This is a genomic window from Terrabacter sp. 2RAF25, assembly GCF_052115265.1.
GTDB lineage: Bacteria > Actinomycetota > Actinomycetes > Actinomycetales > Dermatophilaceae > Terrabacter.
The window spans coordinates 33,238-52,187 of record NZ_JBFRGJ010000013.1 but is presented as its reverse complement, the minus strand read 5'-3'; the positions used below and the strand labels follow the sequence as shown (position 1 = coordinate 52,187).

Below are 18,950 nucleotides of genomic sequence, written 5' to 3'. Positions count from 1 at the left end.
CTCAGGCCTTCCCGGCCGTTGCGACACCCGCGCGGTGTCCCAGGGAGGCAGCCGCCTCACCGAGCGCGGCGGCGACCTTGCGGATGTTGTCGGGCTCGAGGACCGCGGGCACGCGCGGCGGGTCGAGCACGAGCCCCTCCCACGAGTTGCGCACGTAGTCGTCGACGAACCACTCGTCGATCGCCGCGCGGTCGGCGTGCAGCGACTCCCAGCCGCGGTCGGCCACGAACTGCGTGAGGTCGTCGGGCGACTGGAGTCGCGCGATGTTGCCGAGGCCGCTCCACGGCATGTCGGCGCCGGTGACGACCGGCAGCCCGAGCAACCCCGCCTCGAGACCGACGGTGCCGGTCGCGGTGACGGTGAAGACGGCCTGCTTCATCAGCTCTCGCGAGTCGGCGAACGGGTCGATCGTCGCGATGCCCGGGTGCGCGTCGAACTGCGGCCAGTAGTCGGGGTCGCGCCGCCACATGAAGTGGGCGTGCTCCTTGACGGCCACGCCGATGCCGAGCGGCGCGAGGGCGTCGGCGAGCACTCGGGCGGTGTAGGCCTGGTCGCGCCACTCCTGGCCCATGACGTCGGCGCTCGACTCAGGCTGCACCTGCAGCGGCAGGAACACGAACTTCTCGGGCACCGGGTCCCAGCGGCGCGACTGGTACTCGCGGAGGTTGAGCCGGGCCTTGACCGGGTTGAGCCAGGGCAGCCGGGCGTAGTCGCTGGGCCGCGGCAGCTGGAGGTTGGCGCCGCGGTCGACGGCGAACTCCTTGATGCGGTCGCTGGCCAGACGCCAGATCTCCTGGCCCGTCTCGACCTTGAGGTTGCGGGCGAAGCCCATCGGCCGGCCGTGCTCGGCCCGCCAGGTGTCGATGAACGCCTGCCCCGCCGCGAGCGCGGAAGGGTCCTCGACCTCGCGACGCCAGAGGGTGGTGCCGCGAGGTGCGCCGATCAGGCCGAAGCGGTCAGAAGGGAGCCGGATGCCACGGGGCCAGGTCGCGAGGCCGCCGTGTTGGGTGACGAGGCCGGCCGTCAGCAGCTCGGAGGTGACGGTGAACTCGACGAGGGCGAGCACCGGCCCGCGCCCCTCGAGGGCCGCCTCGAGCTCCTCCGCCGCGAGGTTGAGGAAGTTCATCGCCGTGTCGACCCGGTTGCGGCGCAGGGCTCGCTCGGAGACGAGGAGGTCCAGCACGTCGAGGCCGACGCCGGCGCAGGCCCGCTTGAGGGCGGCGTGCGGCGCGAGGCCACTCACGACGTTGGCCTTGCGGGCTGCGGCATACGGCAGTCGGACGGTCGTGGCTCGCGGAGCGTGCTTGCGCACCCACGCGAGGTTGGCGTCGGTGCGCACGACGAGGACGAGGTCCTTCGTCTCGAAGCCCGCGTGGACGAGCGCGGGCACCAGCAGGTCGTCGTAGCCCAACCCCATGTGGACGAGTGGTGTCACCACGAAAACGTGTCTCCTGCGTGTCGTTCGGTCGGGTCTGCGGCGGGCCAGCGGCCCATCCTATCGACGCAGCGTGTGCAGCACTCTCGGCGCGATGACCGCCCCACCCACGAGCAGCACCACAGCGACGCCGATGCCGAGGACGGGCCCGCCGAGGGTTGAGACGGACGTGGCGGCGACCGCCACCCCGAGCGCGAACCACGCGGCGACCGGCCATCGGAGCGTGCGGCGCGAGGCCACGACCGTGGCACCGGCGAGCACGGCGTACCCGACGAGCTTGGCGACCGCGATGCCGGCGAAACCGAACCCGGCCGCCAAGGGGACCGAGGCGACCACGAGGACGACGACGCCGGCGAGCGCCGCCAGGGCCAGCCGGCCGGTGCGCTCACTGTCGAGGGCCGCGAGCGAGGAGCCCTGGTAGAGCATGTAGAGCACCGCCACCAGGCTCAGGACGGCGACCGTCGCACCGATGCCGTCGATGTCGAAGGCGCCACCCGCGACGACGCGCGCCAGCCAGGCGCCGGTCGCCCCGACGAGTCCCGACCCGACGACGACCACCGCGAGCAGCGCGGTGCCGGTGCGGCCGGTCCACTCCCAGCGCTGCTCCTGCGGGTGCGAGAGCACCAGCGGCCCCCAGCCGTTGAAGAGCGCCACGGCGAGGACGAACGGGATGTTCCCGAGCTGGAGCGCCACCTGGTAGTTGCCCGCGGCCGCATCGCCGAGCAGCCGGTTCGCGAGCAGCACGTCCCCCATGAGCAGGCCGAGCATCGCCACCGCCTGGGGCAGCAGCGGGGCCGCCAGCCGTATGCCGGCCCGCACCCGCTCACGCGCGGCCGTCGGTGGCAGTGGGCGCCCCACAACGAGAGCGAGCACCGCTGCCGCGACCAATGCCGTGGCGTATGCCGTCAGGTACGTTCGCGACGAACGGTCCCCCTGCGCTGCAAGCAGACCCGACAAGTGGGCGACCACGGTCGAGAAGACCGCGAGGAGCAGGAAGTGCAACGGCCGCAGGCGGGCGCGCGAGAGGGACTGCCCGGCCACCACCGTCGTCAGGGCTGCGCTCGCGACCACGACGAGGCACCACTGGACCAGGTCGACCCGACCCGTCGCGGACAGGACGACGCCGAGCACGACCCCGATCACGCCGAGGGCCACGGCGAGGCCGACCATCGTGCCGGCGAGCGCTCGGCCGGCCGTCGGCCCGTCGTCCCCCCGGTGGTACTCGCGCAGGATCACCTGCGGCAGCCCGGCGGCGGCCACCGTGCCGATCATCTGGACGACCACCAGGGCAGTGGCGACCTTGCCGTACTCGACCTGGCCGAGCAGCCGGGTGGCGAACGGGAGCACGAGCAGCACACCCAGGCCCTGCAGGGCGGTGCCGACGAGGTAGATCACCGAGTGCGCACCGAGCGAAGCAGCACCCCGTGGGGGGTTGGCGTCGCCCTGGCGACCAGAAGGCTCCACGCGCCCGGTGTCGGGCGCGGGAGGGTCGGGGTGATCTGCCACGATGGGCAACCTACTAGGGCGAAGGAGGGCCGGGTGAGCGCGAGCGTCGTCGTGCGCGGGTCCGGCTCGATCGGACAGCGGCACGCGCGCGTCTTCCGCCAGGTGGGTGCCGACGTCGCCCTGTGGCCCGTCCGCGACCGCGGCCCCGCGGCCGCCGGCGCCGTCGACGAGGCGACCGGCGCGCACCTGCTCGACGACACCACCGGCCCGGACGCCGTGCGCGGCGCCACCCTCGTCGTCGTCGCGACCGACACGTCGCGACACGTCACCGACGCGCTCGAGGCCCTCGACGGCGGCGCCGAGAAGGTCCTGCTCGAGAAGCCCGTCGCGCCCACGGCTCCCGAGGCGACCGCCCTCTCGGAGCACCTCCGGCACACGCTCGTCTGGGTGGCGGCCCCGCTGCGCGCCCACGAGGGCTTCCGCCACCTCCGCCGCCTCGTGCGCCACCTCGAGGGGCCCGCCTCGGCCCACGTGTGGTCGCAGTCGTGGCTGCCCGACTGGCGACCCGACCGCGACTACCGCCGGTCCTACTCCGCGCGACCCGACGAGGGTGGCGTCCTTCGCGACCTCGTGCACGAGATCGACTACGCCGGCGCCCTCTTCGGCGCGCCGACGCTCCTCGGAGCCGCGGTCGACACGAGCGGCCCACTCGACATCGAGGCCGACCAGGCGGCCACGCTCCTGTGGTCGACCGACCGGTCGTTCACCGTCACGGCACGCCTCGACTACACGACGCGTCCGACGAGCCGTGGCGTCGTCGTCCACTCCCCCGGCGGCAGCCTCGAGTGGGATGTCGTCCGGGCGGTCGTCCGCCACACCACGCCCGAGGGCGACACGACCGAGCAGGTCTTCGACCACGACCTCGACCGGGACATCGTGATGGGCACGCAGGCCAGGGCGGCCCTCGACCTTCTGCCCACCGCGCCCGCCGACGAGCGCATCGCCCGCGGCGCCCCGGCCAGCCTCGCCGAGGGAGTGGCAGCCGTCCGACTGTGCGACTCCGCGCGGGCCGCGGGCCACGCCTCCGGCGACGAACGCACGCAGAAGGAGCCCACATGACCGACTCCCCCCAACGCATCCTCGCCGTCATCCCTGCGCGCGGCGGCTCGAAGGGCCTGCCCGGCAAGAACATCCGGCCGATGTGGGGTCTGCCGCTCATCGTCCACAGCGTGCGGGCCGCCGCCCTGACTCCCGAGGTGACCCGCTGCATCGTCACGACCGACTCCCCCGAGATCGCAGGCATCGTGCGCGAGCACGGGGGTGAGGCTCCGTTCCTGCGGCCGACCGAGCTCGCCGCCGACGACACCCCGATGGCGCCCGTGGTCCGGCACGCGCTCGAGTGGGCCGAGAGCGACGAAGGCACCCCGTACGACGCCGTGCTGCTGCTCGACCCGACCAGTCCCGCGCGCGTGCCGGAGCAGCTGGCCGAGGCGGCGCGGCGCCTTGCGGCGAAGCCCGCCCTGGACGGCGTCATCAGCGTCTCCGAGCCGACGTTCAACCCGGTCTGGGTGGGCGTGCGGCCCGACAGCGGGCGCGGCGGTGCCCTGGCCCGCTACTTCGGCGCCGGCACCGGCGTGACCCGGCGCCAGGACGTCGACCGGTTCCTGCGCATCAACGGCAACTTCTACCTCTGGCGGGCCGACCTCGTGCGCCGCCTCGAGGCCTCGTGGTTCGACGAGGGCACCCACGAGGGCCTCGAGATCCCCGAGGCCCAGGCCTTCTCGATCGACGACGAGTACGAGTTCCGCCTCATCGAGGCCCTCATCGGCGCCGGGCTCATCACCCTGCCGTGGCTCGATGCCGCCGCCCCGACGAAGGAGCCCGTCCGATGACGCCCGCCCCCACCGACCCGTCCGGCCTGGCCGGACGCACCGCCGTCGTCACCGGCGGCGCCGGCCCCCTCGGGCGGGTCCTCGCCGACGCGCTGGCGACGGCGGGCGCGCGCGTCGTCGTCGTCGACCTCGACGAGAGCGCGTGCGCCGCTGCCGCGAACGAGCTGCACGGCTCCGGCCACGTGGCGCTCGGTGCGAACCTCCTTGACCCGCAAGGGCTCTCGCACGTCGTCGAGTCCGTCACCGAGCTCGGCGCCTGCGACGTCCTCGTCAACAACGCCGCGTTCACCGGCACCTCGGGCGTGCCCGGGTATGCCGTCCCCTTCGACGAGCAGACCGACGAGGCCTTCGCGATGGCGCTAGCGCTCAACCTCACGGCACCCTTCTCGCTGACCCGGGGCCTCGCTCCGCTCCTGCGCGCCACCGGGCACGGCAGCGTCGTCAACGTGTCGAGCATCTACGGGCTCGTCGGTCCCAACATGGGCCTCTACGAGGGGACCCGCATGGGCAACCCGGCGGCATACGCGGCCAGCAAGGGAGGGCTCGCCCAGCTGACCCGCTACCTCTCGACGGTGCTCGCGCCCGAGGTGCGGGTCAACGCGTTCGCGCCGGGCGGCATCGCACGCGGCCAGGACGACGCGTTCGTGGAGCGCTACGAGCGCCTCACGCCACTCGGCCGGATGGGCACCGAGGACGACTTCCGGGGCGTCGTCACGTGGCTCGCGTCGGACGCGTCGGCGTACGTCACCGGGCAGGTCGTCGCCGTCGACGGCGGCTGGACCGCCTGGTGACCCCGCCATCCTCCCCCGTTCGATGTGGCTGCTGGTCACCGGCGACCAGCAGCCACATCGAACCGAGCGTCAGGACGCGAGCTCGGGAGCGACCTTCTCCTCGAAGAGCTCGATGCCAGAGCGGTCGTACGCCGCCTCGCCGAAGTAGGTGATCGCGTACGTCATGCCGCGGGCCTCCATGTCCTTGAACATCTGGACGATCTTCTCCGGGGTGCCGACCGCCGGCTGCTTGCGGAGACTGTCGACGTGCTCGGCGACCTTCTTCTCGGGCACCCCGCCGCGGCGGAGCAGCTCGCCGTTGAACGCGAGGCGGTCCTCGACGTCGGCCTCGGTCTCGCCGATGACGACGTTGTAGTTGCCCGAGCGCACGATCGAGCCGAAGTCGCGGCCGAGGTCGTCGCAGTGGCCCTTGAGGATCGCGCTCTTGTGGTCGAAGCCCTCCGGGGAGCCGTCGAAGTTCGTGTAGTCGGCGTACTGGGCGGCGATCTTCAGCGTGACCTTCTCGCCGCCGCCGGCGATCCACATCGGGATGCCGTTGTCGGCGCTGCCCGGGTGGCTGGTGCCCTGCAGCGGCCGGGGGGCGCAGAGGGCGCCGTCGACCTGGTAGTACGTGCCGTCGAGCGTCGCTGACCCCTTGGTCCACATGTCACGGAAGATCTGGACCCCCTCGCGCAGAGCCCCGAGCCGGTCACCGGCCTTGGGGAAGCCGTAGCCGTAGGCGCGCCACTCGTGCTCGTACCACCCGGCCCCGATGCCCATCTCGGTGCGGCCGCCCGAGATGACGTCGACGGTCGCGGCCACCTTCGCGAGGTAGGCGGGGTTGCGGTAGGTCATGCAGGTGCACATCTGGCCGAGCCGCACCCTGCTCGTCGCGGCGGCGAAGCCGGCCATCAGGGTCCACGCCTCGTGCGTCGCCTCGTCGGAGGGCTCCGGCACGGTGTGGAAGTGGTCATAGACCCAGATGGACTCGAAGACGTCGCCGTCGTCGGCGTGCTTGGCGAGGTTGACCATGGCCTCCCACTGCTGCGCCGGCTCGATGCCGACGAGATCCATGCGCCAACCCTGGGGGACGAACATTCCAAATCGCATCCGACCATCCAACCACGCCCTGCTGGACTGCCTCTGGACGCGATCGCGGCAGGCCTGCGTGTGAGGATGGGGGCCATGAGCCAGCACCACAACGACCCCGACGTCATCCGTGACCTGCTGCACACGCCGGCGGCCTGGGCCGTCGTCGGTCTCGGTGACAACCCCGACCGCACGGCCTACCGGGTCTCGCTGTGGCTCCAGCGAGAGCTCGGCATCCGGCTCGTGCCGGTGCACCCCACAGCCGCGACGGTGCACGGCTGCCAGGGCTACAAGTCGCTCTCCGACATCCCCGACGGCACCGTGGTCAAGGTCGTCGACTGCTTCGTCAACAGCCAGCGGGTGGGCGCCGTCGTCGACGAGGCGATCGCCGAGCGCGCGCGGCTCGGCATCGAGGCGCTGTGGCTCCAGCTCGGGGTCATCGACGAGGACGCCGCCGCTCGTGCGGAGGAGGCCGGGCTGTCGGTCGTCATGGACACGTGCCCGAAGATCGAGTACCCCCGCCTCCAGCCGGGTGACGGCGCGTCCGCTGTCACCGACTGAGCCTCGGTGGACGGGCTGCTCCTGCACGAACGCCGCTGGGGCGAACCCGGCTCCCGGCCAGGGGTCGTCCTCGTCCACGCGACCGGTGAGACGGGCGCCGACTGGTCGCAGGTCGCCCCGGGGCTGGCGACGAACCGCCTCGTCGTGGCGGTCGACCTGCGCGGGCACGGCGACAGCCCGTGGCCCGGCAGCTACCCCCTGACCGAGCTCGCCACCGACCTGGAGAGCACGGTCGAGAGGCTCGTTGCCGCCGACCCCGACGGCAGACCCGTCGACGTCGTCGCCCACTCGCTCGGCGGTCTGGTCGCCTGTCTCGTCGCCCGGGGCGGCCCGTCCGGGGCGGCCCGTCCAGCCCGATGCCGTCCGAGCACGTTGCCGAGATGGCCGCCACCGTCGCCGACGGCCGGCTCGTGCGCATCGACGCCGGTCACCTCGTCCACGCCACCGAGCCGCAGACGTTCACCGCGGTCGTGCGCGACTTCCTCGACGCGTCCGACTGAGCAGTTCGCGTACGCGTGCTCCCCGGCCCGCGGCGCCGTCCGTCAGGCCTGCCGGGTCAGTCAGGCCGGTCGGGTCAGCAGGCCGGTCGGGTCAGTCGGACAGTCCGCGGCCGACCTGCTCGCGCAGTGCCGCACCCTTCGCGTGCGCCTGGTCGCGCAGGTCGGACTGGAACTCGACCATCCGCTCGCGCACGTCGCCCGCGAGCTCGTCGGCTCCCGTCCCGACGATCCGCGCAGCGAGCAGACCGGCGTTCCGAGCGCCACCGATCGACACGGTCGCCACCGGCACACCCGCAGGCATCTGGACGATGGACAGCAGCGAGTCCATCCCGTCGAGGTACTTCAGCGGCACCGGCACGCCGACGACCGGCAGCGGCGTCACCGACGCGAGCATGCCGGGCAGGTGGGCCGCTCCCCCGGCGCCGGCGATGACGACGCGCAGCCCTCGGGCGGCAGCGCCCTGGCCGTAGGCGATCATCTCGTCGGGCATCCGGTGCGCCGAGACGACATCGGCCTCGTAGGGGATGCCGAACTCCTCGAGCGCCCGCGCGGCCTCGCGCATCACGGGCCAGTCGCTGTCGCTGCCCATGACGATGCCGACGACGGGCGCGGCGCCCTCGTTGGAGGGCGGGGTCGCTGCGGTCGCGCTCATTCGGTGATCACTCCTCGGAGGTAGTCGGCAGCGTGCCCGGCACGGTCGCGCGCGTCGTCGAGGTCGCTCGAGCTGACGTTGACGTGCCCGATCTTGCGGCCGGGGCGCACCCCCTTGCCGTAGACGTGCACCTTGGCGCCGGGGTCGCGGGCCATGATGTGGCGGTAGGCGGAGTAGAGCTCCTCGTGCTCGGGCAGGTCGCCGCCGAGCACGTTGGCCATGACGGTCCACGGAGCGCGAGTGCGCGGGTCGCCGAGCGGCAGGTCGAGCACGGCCCGCAGGTGCTGCTCGAACTGCCCGGTGACGGCGCCGTCCATCGACCAGTGGCCGCTGTTGTGGGGGCGCATCGCGAGCTCGTTGACGACGTATGCCGCCTGCGCGCCCTTCCCGGGACGCAGCTCGAACATCTCGACGGCGAGCACCCCGGTGACACCGAGCTCGCCGGCGATGCGCAGCGCGGCCTCGGTGGCGACCGACGCGAGGTCGGGGTCGAGGGCGGGCGCCGGGGCGAGGACCTCGGTGCAGATGCCGTCGGTCTGGACGGTCTCGACGACGGGCCAGGCCGCCGCCTGCCCCGACGGGCTGCGCGCGATGAGGACGGCGAGCTCGCGGACGAAGTCGACCTTCTCCTCGAGGAGCAGCCCGTCGGCCAGCGGCCCGGGCTCACCGACGCGGGCGAGCCAGTCCGCGAGGTCGTCGGCCGACGCCGCGACGGCCACACCCTTGCCGTCGTAGCCCCCGCGGGGGGTCTTGGCGATGATCGGCCAGCCCACCTCGTCACCGAAGGCGGCGACCTCGTCGGCGGTGGTGGCGCGGGCCCAGCGCGGGCAGGCGATGCCCAGGGCGGTCAGCCGGTCGCGCATGGCCAGCTTGTCCTGGGCGAAGCGCAGGGCGGCGCGCGTGGGGTGGAGGGCGACGCCGTCGGCCTCCAGAGCCTCGAGCACCTCCGGCGGCACGTGCTCGTGGTCGAAGGTGACGACGTCGCAGTGCTCCGCGAACGCCCGCACCGTGTCAAGGTCGGTGTGCTCGCCCACCGGCGAGCTCGGCACGACGAGCGCAGCCGCGGCCATGTCGCTCTCGGCGAGCACCGAGAGCTGGAGGCCGAGCTCGACCGCCGGGCCCTGCATCATGCGGGCGAGCTGGCCGCCGCCGACCACGCCGACGACGGGAAATCCTCCGGGGGCGCGCTTCGGCTGGCTCACGTCGCCCAAGCGTACTGGGCCTCAGGCGAGCCGGTCGGGGCGGCCCGTGCCGGACCCGGCCGGGTGCCCGGCGCCGAGCCCGGCGTCCGCGGCCTCGTCGTGAAGCACCGCCTGGGCGTGGCTCGGGTCGGCGAGGTCGGGGTGGTGGCTGCGCACCGCGGCGAAGGTCCAGATCTTGTTGAGCACGAAGGAGATCGGCGTGACGACGGCGATGACGATCAGCTGAGCCCAGTAGAGGCGGGTGCGGAAGCCGGTCGAGTCGTCGAACACGGACGTCGGCAGGTGCAGCGGCGAGTTGAGGTGCATGAGCATCGTCAGCAGGAGCAGGCCCACCACCTGGCCGAGGAGCCCGACGACGAGGAAGGGCCAGTACTCGTGCCACCAGCGGGCGTGGGCGGAGGTGCGGAAGGTCCAGGTGCGGTTGAGCTGGAAGTTCCAGAGGTTGGCGACCACGAAGGCGACCGTCGAGTAGACGTGGTACCAGCGCACGTTGTAGTCGCTGGCCGGAAGGCCGATGATCGCCTGGTTGAACCCGGGCCCGAGCTTCTTGACCGCGATGAGCGTCAGCAGGTTGACGAGCACGCCGGAGGCACCCACGACCCCGAACCGGAGCAGCAGCACCCAGTTGTGGCGGTGGCGCACGAACAGGAACTCACGCAGGCGCCTCACGCGGGAACCCTACCCCGCGCAACCGGGCGTTCTCGGCGCCTTCAGTTGGTCCGGTCAGTCGGTCTCGGCCTCGGAGAGGAACAGGGCGAAGCGGGCCGGCTGCGCCTGCACGAGGTCGAGTCGTCCGCCGTTGGACTCGGCGAGGTCACGAGCCAGGGCAAGGCCGAGACCGGTGCTGCCCCCCGCGCCGCTGCTCACCGAGCGCTCGAAGATGTGCGGCGCCATCGCGGCCGGCACGCCGTCGCCCTGGTCGCTGACCTCGACGATGACCGAGGGACCGGACCGTCGGGCGTGCACGTCGACGGTGCCACGCCCGTGGACGAGGGAGTTCTCGAGCAGCGTCGAGAGCACCTGGGAGAGTGCGACCGGGGTCGAGCGCACGAAGAGGCCACGCTCGCCGCGGACGCGCACGGAGCGCCGGGCCTGCTCGAAGGCCGGCTGCCACTCGCGCTGCAGGGCTGCGATGACCGAGTCGAGCGACACCGCCGGTGAGGGACCGCCCGCGCCGCGGGTGCGCCCGAGGAGGTCGTCGACGACGCGGGTGAGGCGCTCGACCTGCGCGATCGCGATGTTGGCCTCCTCCTTGACGACGTCGGCGTCGTCGGTCTCGGAGATCTCCTCGAGACGCATGAGCAGGGCGGTGAGAGGCGTGCGCAGCTGGTGGGAGGCGTCGGCGGCGAAGTCGCGCTCGGCCGCGAGCGACTTGGTCATGTCGTGGGCACGACGGGTCATGACGCCCGACACGTGCTCGATCTCGTCGATCTCGGAGTGCACGGGTGTCAGGCGCGCCTCGCCGGCAGCGAAGCGGGTGGCCAGCTCGACGAGCTCCTTCGACGAGCGCTCCACGCGCGCCCGGGTGCCGAGCGTCACGAGGTATGCCGTCACGCCCCCCACGGCGCCCACGACCAGCATGGCCGTGCCGAAGCGGGCGACGCCCGCGGACGGGTCGGCGGCCAGCCAGTCGGTCATGACGTCGCGTCGGGTCGCGAGGACGAAGGCGACGACGGCCGTGGCCAGCAGCACGCACGCGCCGGCGCACACCGCCGCCACGACGAGCGCCATCCGGTCGAGCATGCGCCTCACGGTCAGTCGGCCTGAGGTCGCTCGAACCGGAAGCCGACGCCACGGACGGTGGCGATGTACTGCGGGGAGGTCGCGTCGTCGCCGAGCTTCCGGCGCAGCACCGAGATGTGCATGTCGAGCGTCTTGGTCGACCCGAACCACGCGGTGTCCCAGATCTCGCGCATCAGCTGCTCGCGCGAGACGACCTTGCCCTGCTCGCGCACGAGGACGCGGAGCAGGTCGAACTCCTTGGCCGTCAGCTGCAGCTCCTCGCCCTTGAACCAGGCGCGGCGGCCGTCGGAGTCGATGCGGACCAGCTCGCCGGACGCGACGACCTCGGTGGGCGTGCGCCGGAGCAGCGCCCGCACCCGGGCCAGCAGCTCGGCGAGCCGGAACGGCTTGGTGACGTAGTCGTCGGCGCCGGCGTCTAGGCCGACGACGGTGTCGACCTCGTCGGCGCGTGCGGTGAGGATGAGCACGGGGATGGTGCGGCCCTCGGCGCGGATGCGGCGGCACACCTCGAGGCCGTCGATCTTCGGCAGGCCGAGGTCGAGCAACACGAGGTCGGGGTTCTCCTTGGCTCCGTCGAGCGCGGCCGCCCCGTCCTCGCGCACGTCGACGTCGTAGCCCTCGCGCCGCAGCGCGCGCGCCAGCGGCTCGGAGATGGCTGGGTCGTCCTCCGCCAGGAGCACTCGGGTCATGTCACCGTCCTCAAGATCTGCCGGCGAGGGGGCGCACCGACCGACGTGAGCCTATCGACAACCATCCGATTTGCACCCCGAGCCGCCCGCGACACGGACACGGACCGGACACGGTTGCGACACGGCGGTCGTTCGCGCGGCGCTCAGCGCCCCGGCCACACGGGCCGCCGCTTCTCCGCGAACGCCGCAACGCCCTCGCGACGGTCGCCGGAGAAGGCGGTCGCCCGCCAGCAGCCGTCCTCGATCTCGAGGCCGGCCGCCAGGCCCACGTCGGCGCCGAGGCGCATCGCCCGCTTGGCGTTGCGCAGCCCGACCGGCGAGTTGGCGGCGATGGCGCGGGCGATCTCGAGCGCACGGTCGCGGGCGGTGCCGGCGGGCACCACCTCGTCGACGGCGCCCAGGGCGAGGGCCTCGGCTGCCGGGAGCCGAGCGGCCGTGAAGATCGCGCGGGCGGCACGCGACCACCCGACCCGGCGCACGAGGAGCTGGGTGCCGCCGCCGCCCGGGATGACGCCGACGCTCACCTCGGGCAGGCCGACGAGGGCGGCGTCGCCCGCCACGACGAGGTCGCACGACAGGGCCAGCTCGAAGCCGCCTCCGAGGGCGAACCCGTCGACGGCCGCGATGACCGGCACCGGCAGGTCGAGCACGCCGCCGTATGCCGCCCGCGCGACCGGGCGCTGCTCCATGAGGTCCGCGTCGGTGAAGGAGTTGCGCTCCTTGAGGTCCGCGCCGACGCAGAACGCCTTGGCGTGGCTCGAGGTGAGCACCACGCAGCGCACCGACTCGTCGGCCGCGACCTGTGCGGTGGCCGCAGCGATCGCCCTCGCCATGGCCGTCGAGACGGCGTTCATGGCCTCGGGCCGGTCGAGCACGATCTCGGCGACGTGGGCGAGCTCCGGCTCGTCGAAGCGCTCCACCCGCACGAGGGCGGCCTCACCCGCCCCGTCGGTGCGGGGGGCGTCTCCGGCAGGCGTCGTTGACGGCATACGTCGGTCTCCTTCGAAGGTCACGCGTCGCTGCGCGACCCGGTTCGGTGGTTGGGGTCGGGGACGGAGGCGCTCGTGGCCTGCCGACGTCCGGTGGTCGCGGCACGGCGCAGCACCGAGGGAGTCACCGGCCCGACACCGCGCAGGATGCGCCGGCGCTGGCCGGTCAGCTCGAAGCCCGAGAGGCTCGCGAGCTCGCGGGCCATCGTCGCGTCGACGAGGACGGTGCCCGCCTGCGCGACGGCGGTCAGGCGTGAGGCCCGGTTGACGGTCGTGCCGAAGACGTCGCCGAGCCGGGAGATGATCGGTCCGCGCGCCATGCCGCAGCGCACCGCCGGCAGCACGTCGTCCTGCGTCATCGTGTCGACGAGGTCGAGCGCGATGGCCGCTGCGGGCGCCGCGCCCATGGTCGTGAAGAGCACCTCGTCACCCACGGTCTTGATGAGACGGCCGCCGTGCGCGGTGATGACGTCGGCCGACAGCGCCTCGAATCGTGACACGAGCCGGGCGAGGTCGCGCTCCGACAGCCGCCGCACCAGGGCGGTGAAGCTGACGAGGTCGGCGAAACCGACCGATCGCATCTTCGTCATGCCGTAGGACTCGGGGTCGGCGTCGGCCAGCATGCGTGCCACCGTGGCCGACAGGTGCCGGCGCCACGCGTAGACGAGGAGCGGCTCGAGTCGGTCGGTCAGCTCGGCGAGACGGCGGGCGGTCTCGGTGGCGGTCTCGACGGTCGGCACCGACCGCGTCTCGTGCTCGTCGTCGTCGGCCGCGTGCGCCATCGCGGCCGACATGTGCTCCTCGACCGCCTCGGCGATGAGCTGCGACTGCCAGCCGGCCAGCCGGTCGGACGAGCGCGCGAAGGCCCGCGTCATCGCGAGCGCGACCTGCTCGTCGAGCAGCCCGTCGCGCACGATGCCCGCGACAGCGGCGAGCGCCTTCTGGTCGGCCGCGGTGAACAGCTGGTCGTCCGTGTCGACGACGGGAAAGCCGAGAGCGTGCCAGAACTTGCGGGCCGAGAGCAGCGAGACCTCGGCGCCACGGCTCACGTCGCGTCGCCGCAGCTCGAGCGGGCGGCCGAGCAGCGCCTCGGTGTAGTCCTCGCTCACCCGCCCGGGGGGTTCGGTGGCGGGCGCGCTGCCAGGGCCACTGCCAGGGTCGGCGCCGGGGCCACTGCCGGGGTCTGTGCCCGGTTCGGTGCCCGGCTCGGTCATGGCCCGATCATGCCAGCCCGTCCTCCGCGGGTCGGACGTGGACGACGTCACCGGCTGCGAACGTCCTGGTGCCGCTGCCGCTGCGCACGACGAGCGCGCCGTCCTCGTCTACACCGACGGCCGTCCCGACCACCGCGTCACCCGTGGGGAGGTGTACGCGCACGGCCTTCCCGATCGTCGAGCACGCCTCGCGGTAGGCCGTCCTCACTGCCACGGCGTCGGTCCGGCTCGGTCCGTCGGGGTTCGCGCCCGGGCTGCCGGGCAGCTGAGTGATCCCGGCCTCGACGAGCACGCGGGCGAGGTGGTCGAGGTAGGCGACGAGCAGGTCCTCCCGACGCACCTGCGCACCGGCGAGCGCGAGCGAGGTCGCGGTGTCGACCGGCAGCTCGTCGCGGCCCTGGTCGATGTTCACGCCGGTGCCGACCACCACCGCCGGCCGTCCGCCCACGGTGACGAGCTCACAGAGGATGCCGCTCAGCTTGCGGTCACCGTCCTCGGCGACGAGCACGTCGTTGGGCCACTTGAGCCGGGGCGTGACCTCACTGCCGGCGTCGCTCGACACGTCGCAGACAGCCCGCGCCAGCGCGAGTCCGGCGAGCAGCGGCAGCCACCCGGCCTGCGCGGTGTCAGCGACCGGGACGGCGACGCTGACTGCCAGCGAGGCGCGGTCGGGCACCGTCCAGGCGCGGCCGAGCCGACCCCGGCCCCCGGTCTGGTGGTCGGTGGCCACCACCCACCAGAGGGCGGCCTCCCCCGGCCCGGGCGAGCCGGCATACAGCGCCGTGGGCACGGGAGGCTCCTGCCCGGGCCGGCCGCTCAGCAGCTCACGGAGGCGGGTGTTCGTGGAGCCGAGGGTGGGGTGGAACTCCACTCCGCGCCACGGGCGGCCGGACGTGACCAAGGCCGCACTGACAGAGTCCGAGTCCAGCGAATCGCGCACGTCTCCAAGGCTAGGCTGCGCAGCATGGCAAGCGAACACGCCGTGGCGGAGCAGCCCACCAGCACGTCAGACGGTCCCGACCTGACCACGACCGCCGGCAAGCTGGCCGACCTCAAGCGCCGCGTCGCCGAGGTCGCCCACGCCGGCTCCGACCGCGCCGTCGAGAAGCAGCACGCCCGCGGCAAGAAGACCGCCCGCGAGCGCATCGCGATGCTGCTCGACGAGGGCACCTTCATCGAGATGGACAAGTACGCCCGACACCGCAGCAACAACTTCGGCCAGGAGAAGAACCGGCCCTACGGCGACGGCGTCGTCACCGGCTACGGCCTCGTCGACGGCCGCCAGGTCGCCGTCTTCGCGCAGGACTTCACCGTCTTCGGCGGCTCCCTCGGCGAGGTCTTCGGCGAGAAGATCGTCAAGGTCATGGACTTCGCCATGAAGATCGGCTGCCCCGTCATCGGCCTCAACGACTCCGGCGGCGCCCGCATCCAGGAGGGCGTGGTCTCACTCGGCCTCTACGGCGAGATCTTCCACCGCAACGTGATGGCATCGGGCGTCGTCCCGCAGATCAGCCTCGTGATGGGCCCGTGCGCGGGTGGGGCCGTCTACTCGCCCGCGATCACCGACTTCACCGTGATGGTCGACCAGACCTCGCACATGTTCATCACCGGCCCCGACGTCATCAAGACGGTCACCGGCGAGGACGTCGGCTTCGAGGAGCTCGGCGGCGCCCTCACGCACAACAGCAAGTCGGGTGTCGCGCACTACATGGGCACCGACGAGCAGGACGCCATCGACTACGTCAAGGCGCTCCTGTCCTACCTGCCGAGCAACAACATGGACCAGCCCCCGGCGTACGACGTCGACGGCGACCTCACCCTCACCGACGACGACCGCTGGCTCGACACGTGCATCCCCGACTCCCCCAACGTCCCCTACGACATGAAGCAGGTCGTCGAGCACATCGTGGACGAGGGCGACTTCCTCGAGGTCCAGCCCCTCTTCGCCCCGAACATCCTCACCGGCTTCGCCCGCATCGACGGCATGTCGGTCGGCATCGTCGCCAACCAGCCGCTGCAGTTCGCCGGTTGCCTCGACATCGACGCCTCCGAGAAGGCCGCCCGGTTCGTGCGCACCTGCGACTGCTTCAACGTGCCGGTGCTGACCTTCGTCGACGTGCCCGGCTTCCTGCCCGGCACCAGCCAGGAGTGGGACGGCATCATCCGCCGCGGCGCCAAGCTCATCTATGCGTACGCCGAGGCCACCGTCCCGAAGATCACCGTGATCACCCGCAAGGCCTACGGCGGCGCCTACGACGTGATGGGCTCCAAGCACCTCGGCGCCGACATCAACCTCGCCTGGCCCACCGGCCAGATCGCCGTCATGGGCGCCCAGGGCGCCGTCAACATCCTCTACCGCAAGGAGCTCAAGCACACCGCGGAGCAGGGGGGCGACGTCGACGCGCAGCGTCAGGAGTTCATCGCGCACTACGAGGAGACGCTCGCCAACCCCTACATCGCGGCCGAGCGCGGCTACATCGACACCGTCATCAGCCCGTCGAACACGCGCATGAACGTCACCCGGGCCCTGCGCGCGCTGCAGAACAAGCGCGAGACCCTGCCGCCCAAGAAGCACGGGAACATCCCACTGTGAGCACTGTGAGCGCTGTGAGCCCCGACACCGCTGTGGACGCCGAGGGCACCGTGGCCGCCGAAAGAGCTGTGGTCAACGACACGTCGGCCGCACTCGCGGCCACGATCCGGGTGAACGGCGACGCGACCCCCGAGGAGATCGCGGCACTCGTCGCCGTCCTGTCCGCGCTCGGCCACGGCGCAGAGCCCCCCGCCCAGCACGGCCGTTCTGCCTGGTCGGACCCGTCGTGGCGCCTCGTGGGTCCCTCGCGCGCCCACGGCGGCTGGCGCTCCAGCGGCCTGCCGCGCTGACCCACGCTGACCCGCGCCGACCCACGCGGGTCGGCCCGACGGTGCTACCGGGCCGGCCGCTTGCGCGCCCCGGGTGCCCCAGTTCCGGTTGGGCGATCAGGGGCCTGCACCCGTAGGCTGTTTGCCCATGTCCGTCGACTCCTCCGCAGCCGTCCGCCTGGCCCAGCGCTACACGCTGCGCGAGCGCATCGCCGTCGGCGGGATGGGAGAGGTCCACCTCGCCACCGACGACCGCCTCGGTCGAGTCGTGGCGGTCAAGGTGCTCGCGCCCGCCGTCGCGCACTACCCGGAGTCCGTCGAGCGGTTCCGCCGCGAGGCCACCACGGCCGCGGCGCTCTCACACCCCAACATCGCCCAGGTCTACGACTACGGCGTCGACGGCTCTTCGCACTTCATCGTCATGGAGCACGTCGACGGCTCCGACCTCTCCCGCCTGCTGCGCCAGGTCGGGCGGCTCACACCCAGCGACGCGGTTCGCATCGCCGAGCAGGTCTGCTCGGCGCTGGCCGCCGCGCACCGGGCCGGTGTGGTCCACCGCGACATCAAGCCCGGCAACGTCATCGTGCGGCCCGACGGCGCCGTCAAGGTCACCGACTTCGGCATCGCCCAGGCCCTCGGCCAGGCCTCGCTCACCGACACCGGCACGGTGATGGGCACCGCCGCCTATGTCTCCCCCGAGCAGGCCCGCGGCCAGGCCACGAGCCCCGCCACCGACATCTACTCGCTCGGCATCCTGCTGTTCCAGATGCTCACCGGCTCGGTCCCCTTCGACGGTGACACTCCGGTCGCGATCGCGATGCGCCACCTCGACGAGCCGATCCCGCTCCCGAGCTCGCGGGTCCACGACCTGCCAGCCGATCTCGACGACGTGGTCCTGCGGGCGACGGCCAAGGTGCCGTCCGAGCGCTACGCCGACGCGGACGCCATGGCGATGGCCCTCGCCCGCCGCGAGCCCGGCGCCGACGCCGCGACGCGGGCCCTCCCGGCCGGCGAGGCGACGTCCGTGCTCGCGGTCGACGCCAACACGGCGCGGATGCCTGCCCTGGGCGTCCCGTCAGCCCCGGTCGCAGCAGCCGCGGCGCTCGCCACCTCGTCGCTCGACACGAGGTCCGCGACGAGCGCAGGCGACCCACCTCCCACCGGTCTGCTGCCCACCGGGGAGCAGACGTCCGCCGACACCAGGACCGAGACCCAGCGGTCCCGTCGCGACGGCGGCCGTCGCCGCGGCCCCGGCGTCCTGGTCTGGGCGCTCGTCGCGGTCGTCCTCGCACTCGTGGCCACTCTCGGCTTCGTCCTCCTGTCGGGCTCGGGCACCGACGCCGCCGGACCGGCGGCCCCGCAGCCCAAGCCGACCGCCAGCACGACGGCAGCCCCGTCGCCCAGCGCGACCGGCCCCCAGCCCAGCGACGGCGGCACCGTCCCGACCGGCCTGGTCGGGGCGCAGCGAGGCGCGGCAGTGGACGCCCTCATCAAGTCCGGGGTCAACGTGCGCTGGGTGCTCGTGCGCTCGACGAAACCCGAGGACACCGTTCTGGGCACCTTCCCGGCCGAGGGCCAGCCGATGACCAAGGGGCAGACCGTCGCCCTCGTCGTCAGCCGCGGCCACGCGCCCGCCGCCAGCAACACGTCCTTCGTCGTGCCGGACGGCCTCGTCGGCACCGACGCGAAGAAGGCCATGTCGCGCCTCGAGAAGGAGGACGTCCGCGTGACGCGGGTGACCGTCCCGGGCGACAGCAGGGACCAGGTCGTCGGAACCTGGCCGAGCGCGGGCCAGCCGACTGCCGACGGTGTCGTCGTGCTCGTCGTCGCAGGTGGCGGCGACAAGGCCGCCGCCGGCGACAACGGCAACGGCAACGGCAACGGCAACCAGAACGACTGACCGCCG

General features: G+C 72.8%; 18 protein-coding genes and 1 pseudogene. 8 read left to right on the top strand and 11 right to left on the bottom strand.

Annotated elements, in window-relative coordinates; all coding sequences use genetic code 11:
• Position 1: 1 nt before the first annotated feature.
• Both AB4091_RS21210 and AB4091_RS21205 read right to left on the bottom strand, forming a co-directional pair.
• A complete protein-coding gene (locus AB4091_RS21210; protein WP_442294760.1) occupies positions 2-1,435 on the bottom strand; it encodes a hypothetical protein in 1,434 nt (477 codons plus the stop codon).
• 60 nt (positions 1,436-1,495) lie between these two features.
• On the bottom strand, positions 1,496-2,941 hold the full coding sequence (locus AB4091_RS21205; protein WP_442294759.1) for a lipopolysaccharide biosynthesis protein: 1,446 nt from the start codon (positions 2,939-2,941) through the stop codon (positions 1,496-1,498).
• Between the two features lie 33 nt (positions 2,942-2,974).
• Between AB4091_RS21205 and AB4091_RS21200 the strand changes: the two genes are divergently transcribed.
• From AB4091_RS21200 to AB4091_RS21190, 3 genes are read left to right on the top strand one after another with little or no spacing between them, the layout of a single operon-like run.
• Positions 2,975-4,000, top strand: coding sequence for a Gfo/Idh/MocA family protein (locus AB4091_RS21200; RefSeq protein WP_442294758.1), 1,026 nt, complete (start codon positions 2,975-2,977; stop codon positions 3,998-4,000).
• Positions 3,997-4,773: an acylneuraminate cytidylyltransferase family protein gene (locus tag AB4091_RS21195; protein ID WP_442294756.1), complete on the top strand. Its 777-nt coding sequence runs from the start codon at positions 3,997-3,999 to the stop codon at positions 4,771-4,773. The genes AB4091_RS21200 and AB4091_RS21195 overlap by 4 nt, the downstream gene beginning before the upstream one ends.
• Positions 4,770-5,564, top strand: coding sequence for an SDR family oxidoreductase (locus tag AB4091_RS21190; protein WP_442294754.1), 795 nt, complete (start codon positions 4,770-4,772; stop codon positions 5,562-5,564). Before AB4091_RS21195 ends, AB4091_RS21190 begins: the two co-directional genes overlap by 4 nt.
• Positions 5,565-5,633: 69 nt before the next feature.
• On the opposite strand, the gene AB4091_RS21185 is transcribed toward AB4091_RS21190, so the two are convergent.
• Positions 5,634-6,653: an LLM class F420-dependent oxidoreductase gene (locus AB4091_RS21185; RefSeq protein WP_442294752.1), complete on the bottom strand. Its 1,020-nt coding sequence runs from the start codon at positions 6,651-6,653 to the stop codon at positions 5,634-5,636.
• A 75-nt stretch (positions 6,654-6,728) separates the two neighbouring features.
• Here AB4091_RS21185 and AB4091_RS21180 point away from each other — a divergent pair, with 75 nt between their 5' ends.
• The gene (locus AB4091_RS21180; RefSeq protein ID WP_442294750.1) at positions 6,729-7,193 is read left to right on the top strand and encodes a CoA-binding protein; all 465 of its coding nucleotides are present in this window, start codon (positions 6,729-6,731) and stop codon (positions 7,191-7,193) included.
• A gap of 6 nt (positions 7,194-7,199) precedes the next feature.
• Positions 7,200-7,652, top strand: a pseudogene (locus AB4091_RS21175) (alpha/beta fold hydrolase); the annotation flags it as partial.
• 132 nt (positions 7,653-7,784) lie between these two features.
• Here the strand turns inward: AB4091_RS21175 and purE are convergent.
• From purE to AB4091_RS21135, 8 genes are all read right to left on the bottom strand, one after another.
• Complete coding sequence (gene purE / locus AB4091_RS21170; RefSeq protein ID WP_442294748.1) at positions 7,785-8,345, bottom strand: 5-(carboxyamino)imidazole ribonucleotide mutase; 561 nt, start codon at positions 8,343-8,345, stop codon at positions 7,785-7,787.
• A complete protein-coding gene (locus tag AB4091_RS21165; protein WP_442294746.1) occupies positions 8,342-9,547 on the bottom strand; it encodes a 5-(carboxyamino)imidazole ribonucleotide synthase in 1,206 nt (401 codons plus the stop codon). The genes purE and AB4091_RS21165 overlap by 4 nt, the downstream gene beginning before the upstream one ends.
• Positions 9,548-9,568: 21 nt before the next feature.
• On the bottom strand, positions 9,569-10,216 hold the full coding sequence (locus AB4091_RS21160) for a GtrA family protein (protein WP_442294744.1): 648 nt from the start codon (positions 10,214-10,216) through the stop codon (positions 9,569-9,571).
• Positions 10,217-10,270: 54 nt separating this feature from the next.
• On the bottom strand, positions 10,271-11,290 hold the full coding sequence (locus AB4091_RS21155; protein WP_442294742.1) for a sensor histidine kinase: 1,020 nt from the start codon (positions 11,288-11,290) through the stop codon (positions 10,271-10,273).
• Positions 11,291-11,301: 11 nt separating this feature from the next.
• A complete protein-coding gene (locus AB4091_RS21150; protein WP_188031287.1) occupies positions 11,302-11,979 on the bottom strand; it encodes a response regulator transcription factor in 678 nt (225 codons plus the stop codon).
• A gap of 143 nt (positions 11,980-12,122) precedes the next feature.
• Positions 12,123-12,968 carry an enoyl-CoA hydratase/isomerase family protein gene (locus tag AB4091_RS21145; RefSeq protein WP_442294739.1) on the bottom strand — a complete coding sequence of 282 codons (846 nt, stop codon included), beginning with the start codon at positions 12,966-12,968 and terminating at the stop codon, positions 12,123-12,125.
• A gap of 20 nt (positions 12,969-12,988) precedes the next feature.
• Positions 12,989-14,182, bottom strand: coding sequence for an adenylate/guanylate cyclase domain-containing protein (locus tag AB4091_RS21140; protein WP_442294737.1), 1,194 nt, complete (start codon positions 14,180-14,182; stop codon positions 12,989-12,991).
• A gap of 7 nt (positions 14,183-14,189) precedes the next feature.
• A complete protein-coding gene (locus AB4091_RS21135; protein WP_442294735.1) occupies positions 14,190-15,122 on the bottom strand; it encodes a biotin--[acetyl-CoA-carboxylase] ligase in 933 nt (310 codons plus the stop codon).
• Between the two features lie 24 nt (positions 15,123-15,146).
• Between AB4091_RS21135 and AB4091_RS21130 the strand changes: the two genes are divergently transcribed.
• From AB4091_RS21130 to AB4091_RS21120, 3 genes are all read left to right on the top strand, one after another.
• Positions 15,147-16,775 carry an acyl-CoA carboxylase subunit beta gene (locus AB4091_RS21130; protein WP_442294733.1) on the top strand — a complete coding sequence of 543 codons (1,629 nt, stop codon included), beginning with the start codon at positions 15,147-15,149 and terminating at the stop codon, positions 16,773-16,775.
• A 5-nt stretch (positions 16,776-16,780) separates the two neighbouring features.
• Positions 16,781-17,065: an acyl-CoA carboxylase subunit epsilon gene (locus AB4091_RS21125; RefSeq protein ID WP_442294731.1), complete on the top strand. Its 285-nt coding sequence runs from the start codon at positions 16,781-16,783 to the stop codon at positions 17,063-17,065.
• Between the two features lie 127 nt (positions 17,066-17,192).
• A complete protein-coding gene (locus AB4091_RS21120; protein ID WP_442294729.1) occupies positions 17,193-18,944 on the top strand; it encodes a protein kinase domain-containing protein in 1,752 nt (583 codons plus the stop codon).
• Positions 18,945-18,950 lie beyond the last annotated feature (6 nt).

Excerpts from the sequence above, each read along its gene's own strand:
- AB4091_RS21150 (WP_188031287.1), bottom strand. The coding sequence starts at position 11,979 with ATGACCCGAGTGCTCCTGGCGGAGGACGACCCAGCCATCTCCGAGCCG.
- AB4091_RS21120 (WP_442294729.1), top strand. The coding sequence starts at position 17,193 with ATGTCCGTCGACTCCTCCGCAGCCGTCCGCCTGGCCCAGCGCTACACG.
- AB4091_RS21155 (WP_442294742.1), bottom strand. The coding sequence starts at position 11,290 with ATGCTCGACCGGATGGCGCTCGTCGTGGCGGCGGTGTGCGCCGGCGCG.
- AB4091_RS21145 (WP_442294739.1), bottom strand. The coding sequence starts at position 12,968 with ATGCCGTCAACGACGCCTGCCGGAGACGCCCCCCGCACCGACGGGGCG.
- AB4091_RS21180 (WP_442294750.1), top strand. The coding sequence starts at position 6,729 with ATGAGCCAGCACCACAACGACCCCGACGTCATCCGTGACCTGCTGCAC.
- AB4091_RS21130 (WP_442294733.1), top strand. The coding sequence starts at position 15,147 with ATGGCAAGCGAACACGCCGTGGCGGAGCAGCCCACCAGCACGTCAGAC.
- AB4091_RS21185 (WP_442294752.1), bottom strand. The coding sequence starts at position 6,653 with ATGCGATTTGGAATGTTCGTCCCCCAGGGTTGGCGCATGGATCTCGTC.
- AB4091_RS21190 (WP_442294754.1), top strand. The coding sequence starts at position 4,770 with ATGACGCCCGCCCCCACCGACCCGTCCGGCCTGGCCGGACGCACCGCC.
- AB4091_RS21195 (WP_442294756.1), top strand. The coding sequence starts at position 3,997 with ATGACCGACTCCCCCCAACGCATCCTCGCCGTCATCCCTGCGCGCGGC.
- purE (WP_442294748.1), bottom strand. The coding sequence starts at position 8,345 with ATGAGCGCGACCGCAGCGACCCCGCCCTCCAACGAGGGCGCCGCGCCC.
- AB4091_RS21140 (WP_442294737.1), bottom strand. The coding sequence starts at position 14,182 with ATGACCGAGCCGGGCACCGAACCGGGCACAGACCCCGGCAGTGGCCCC.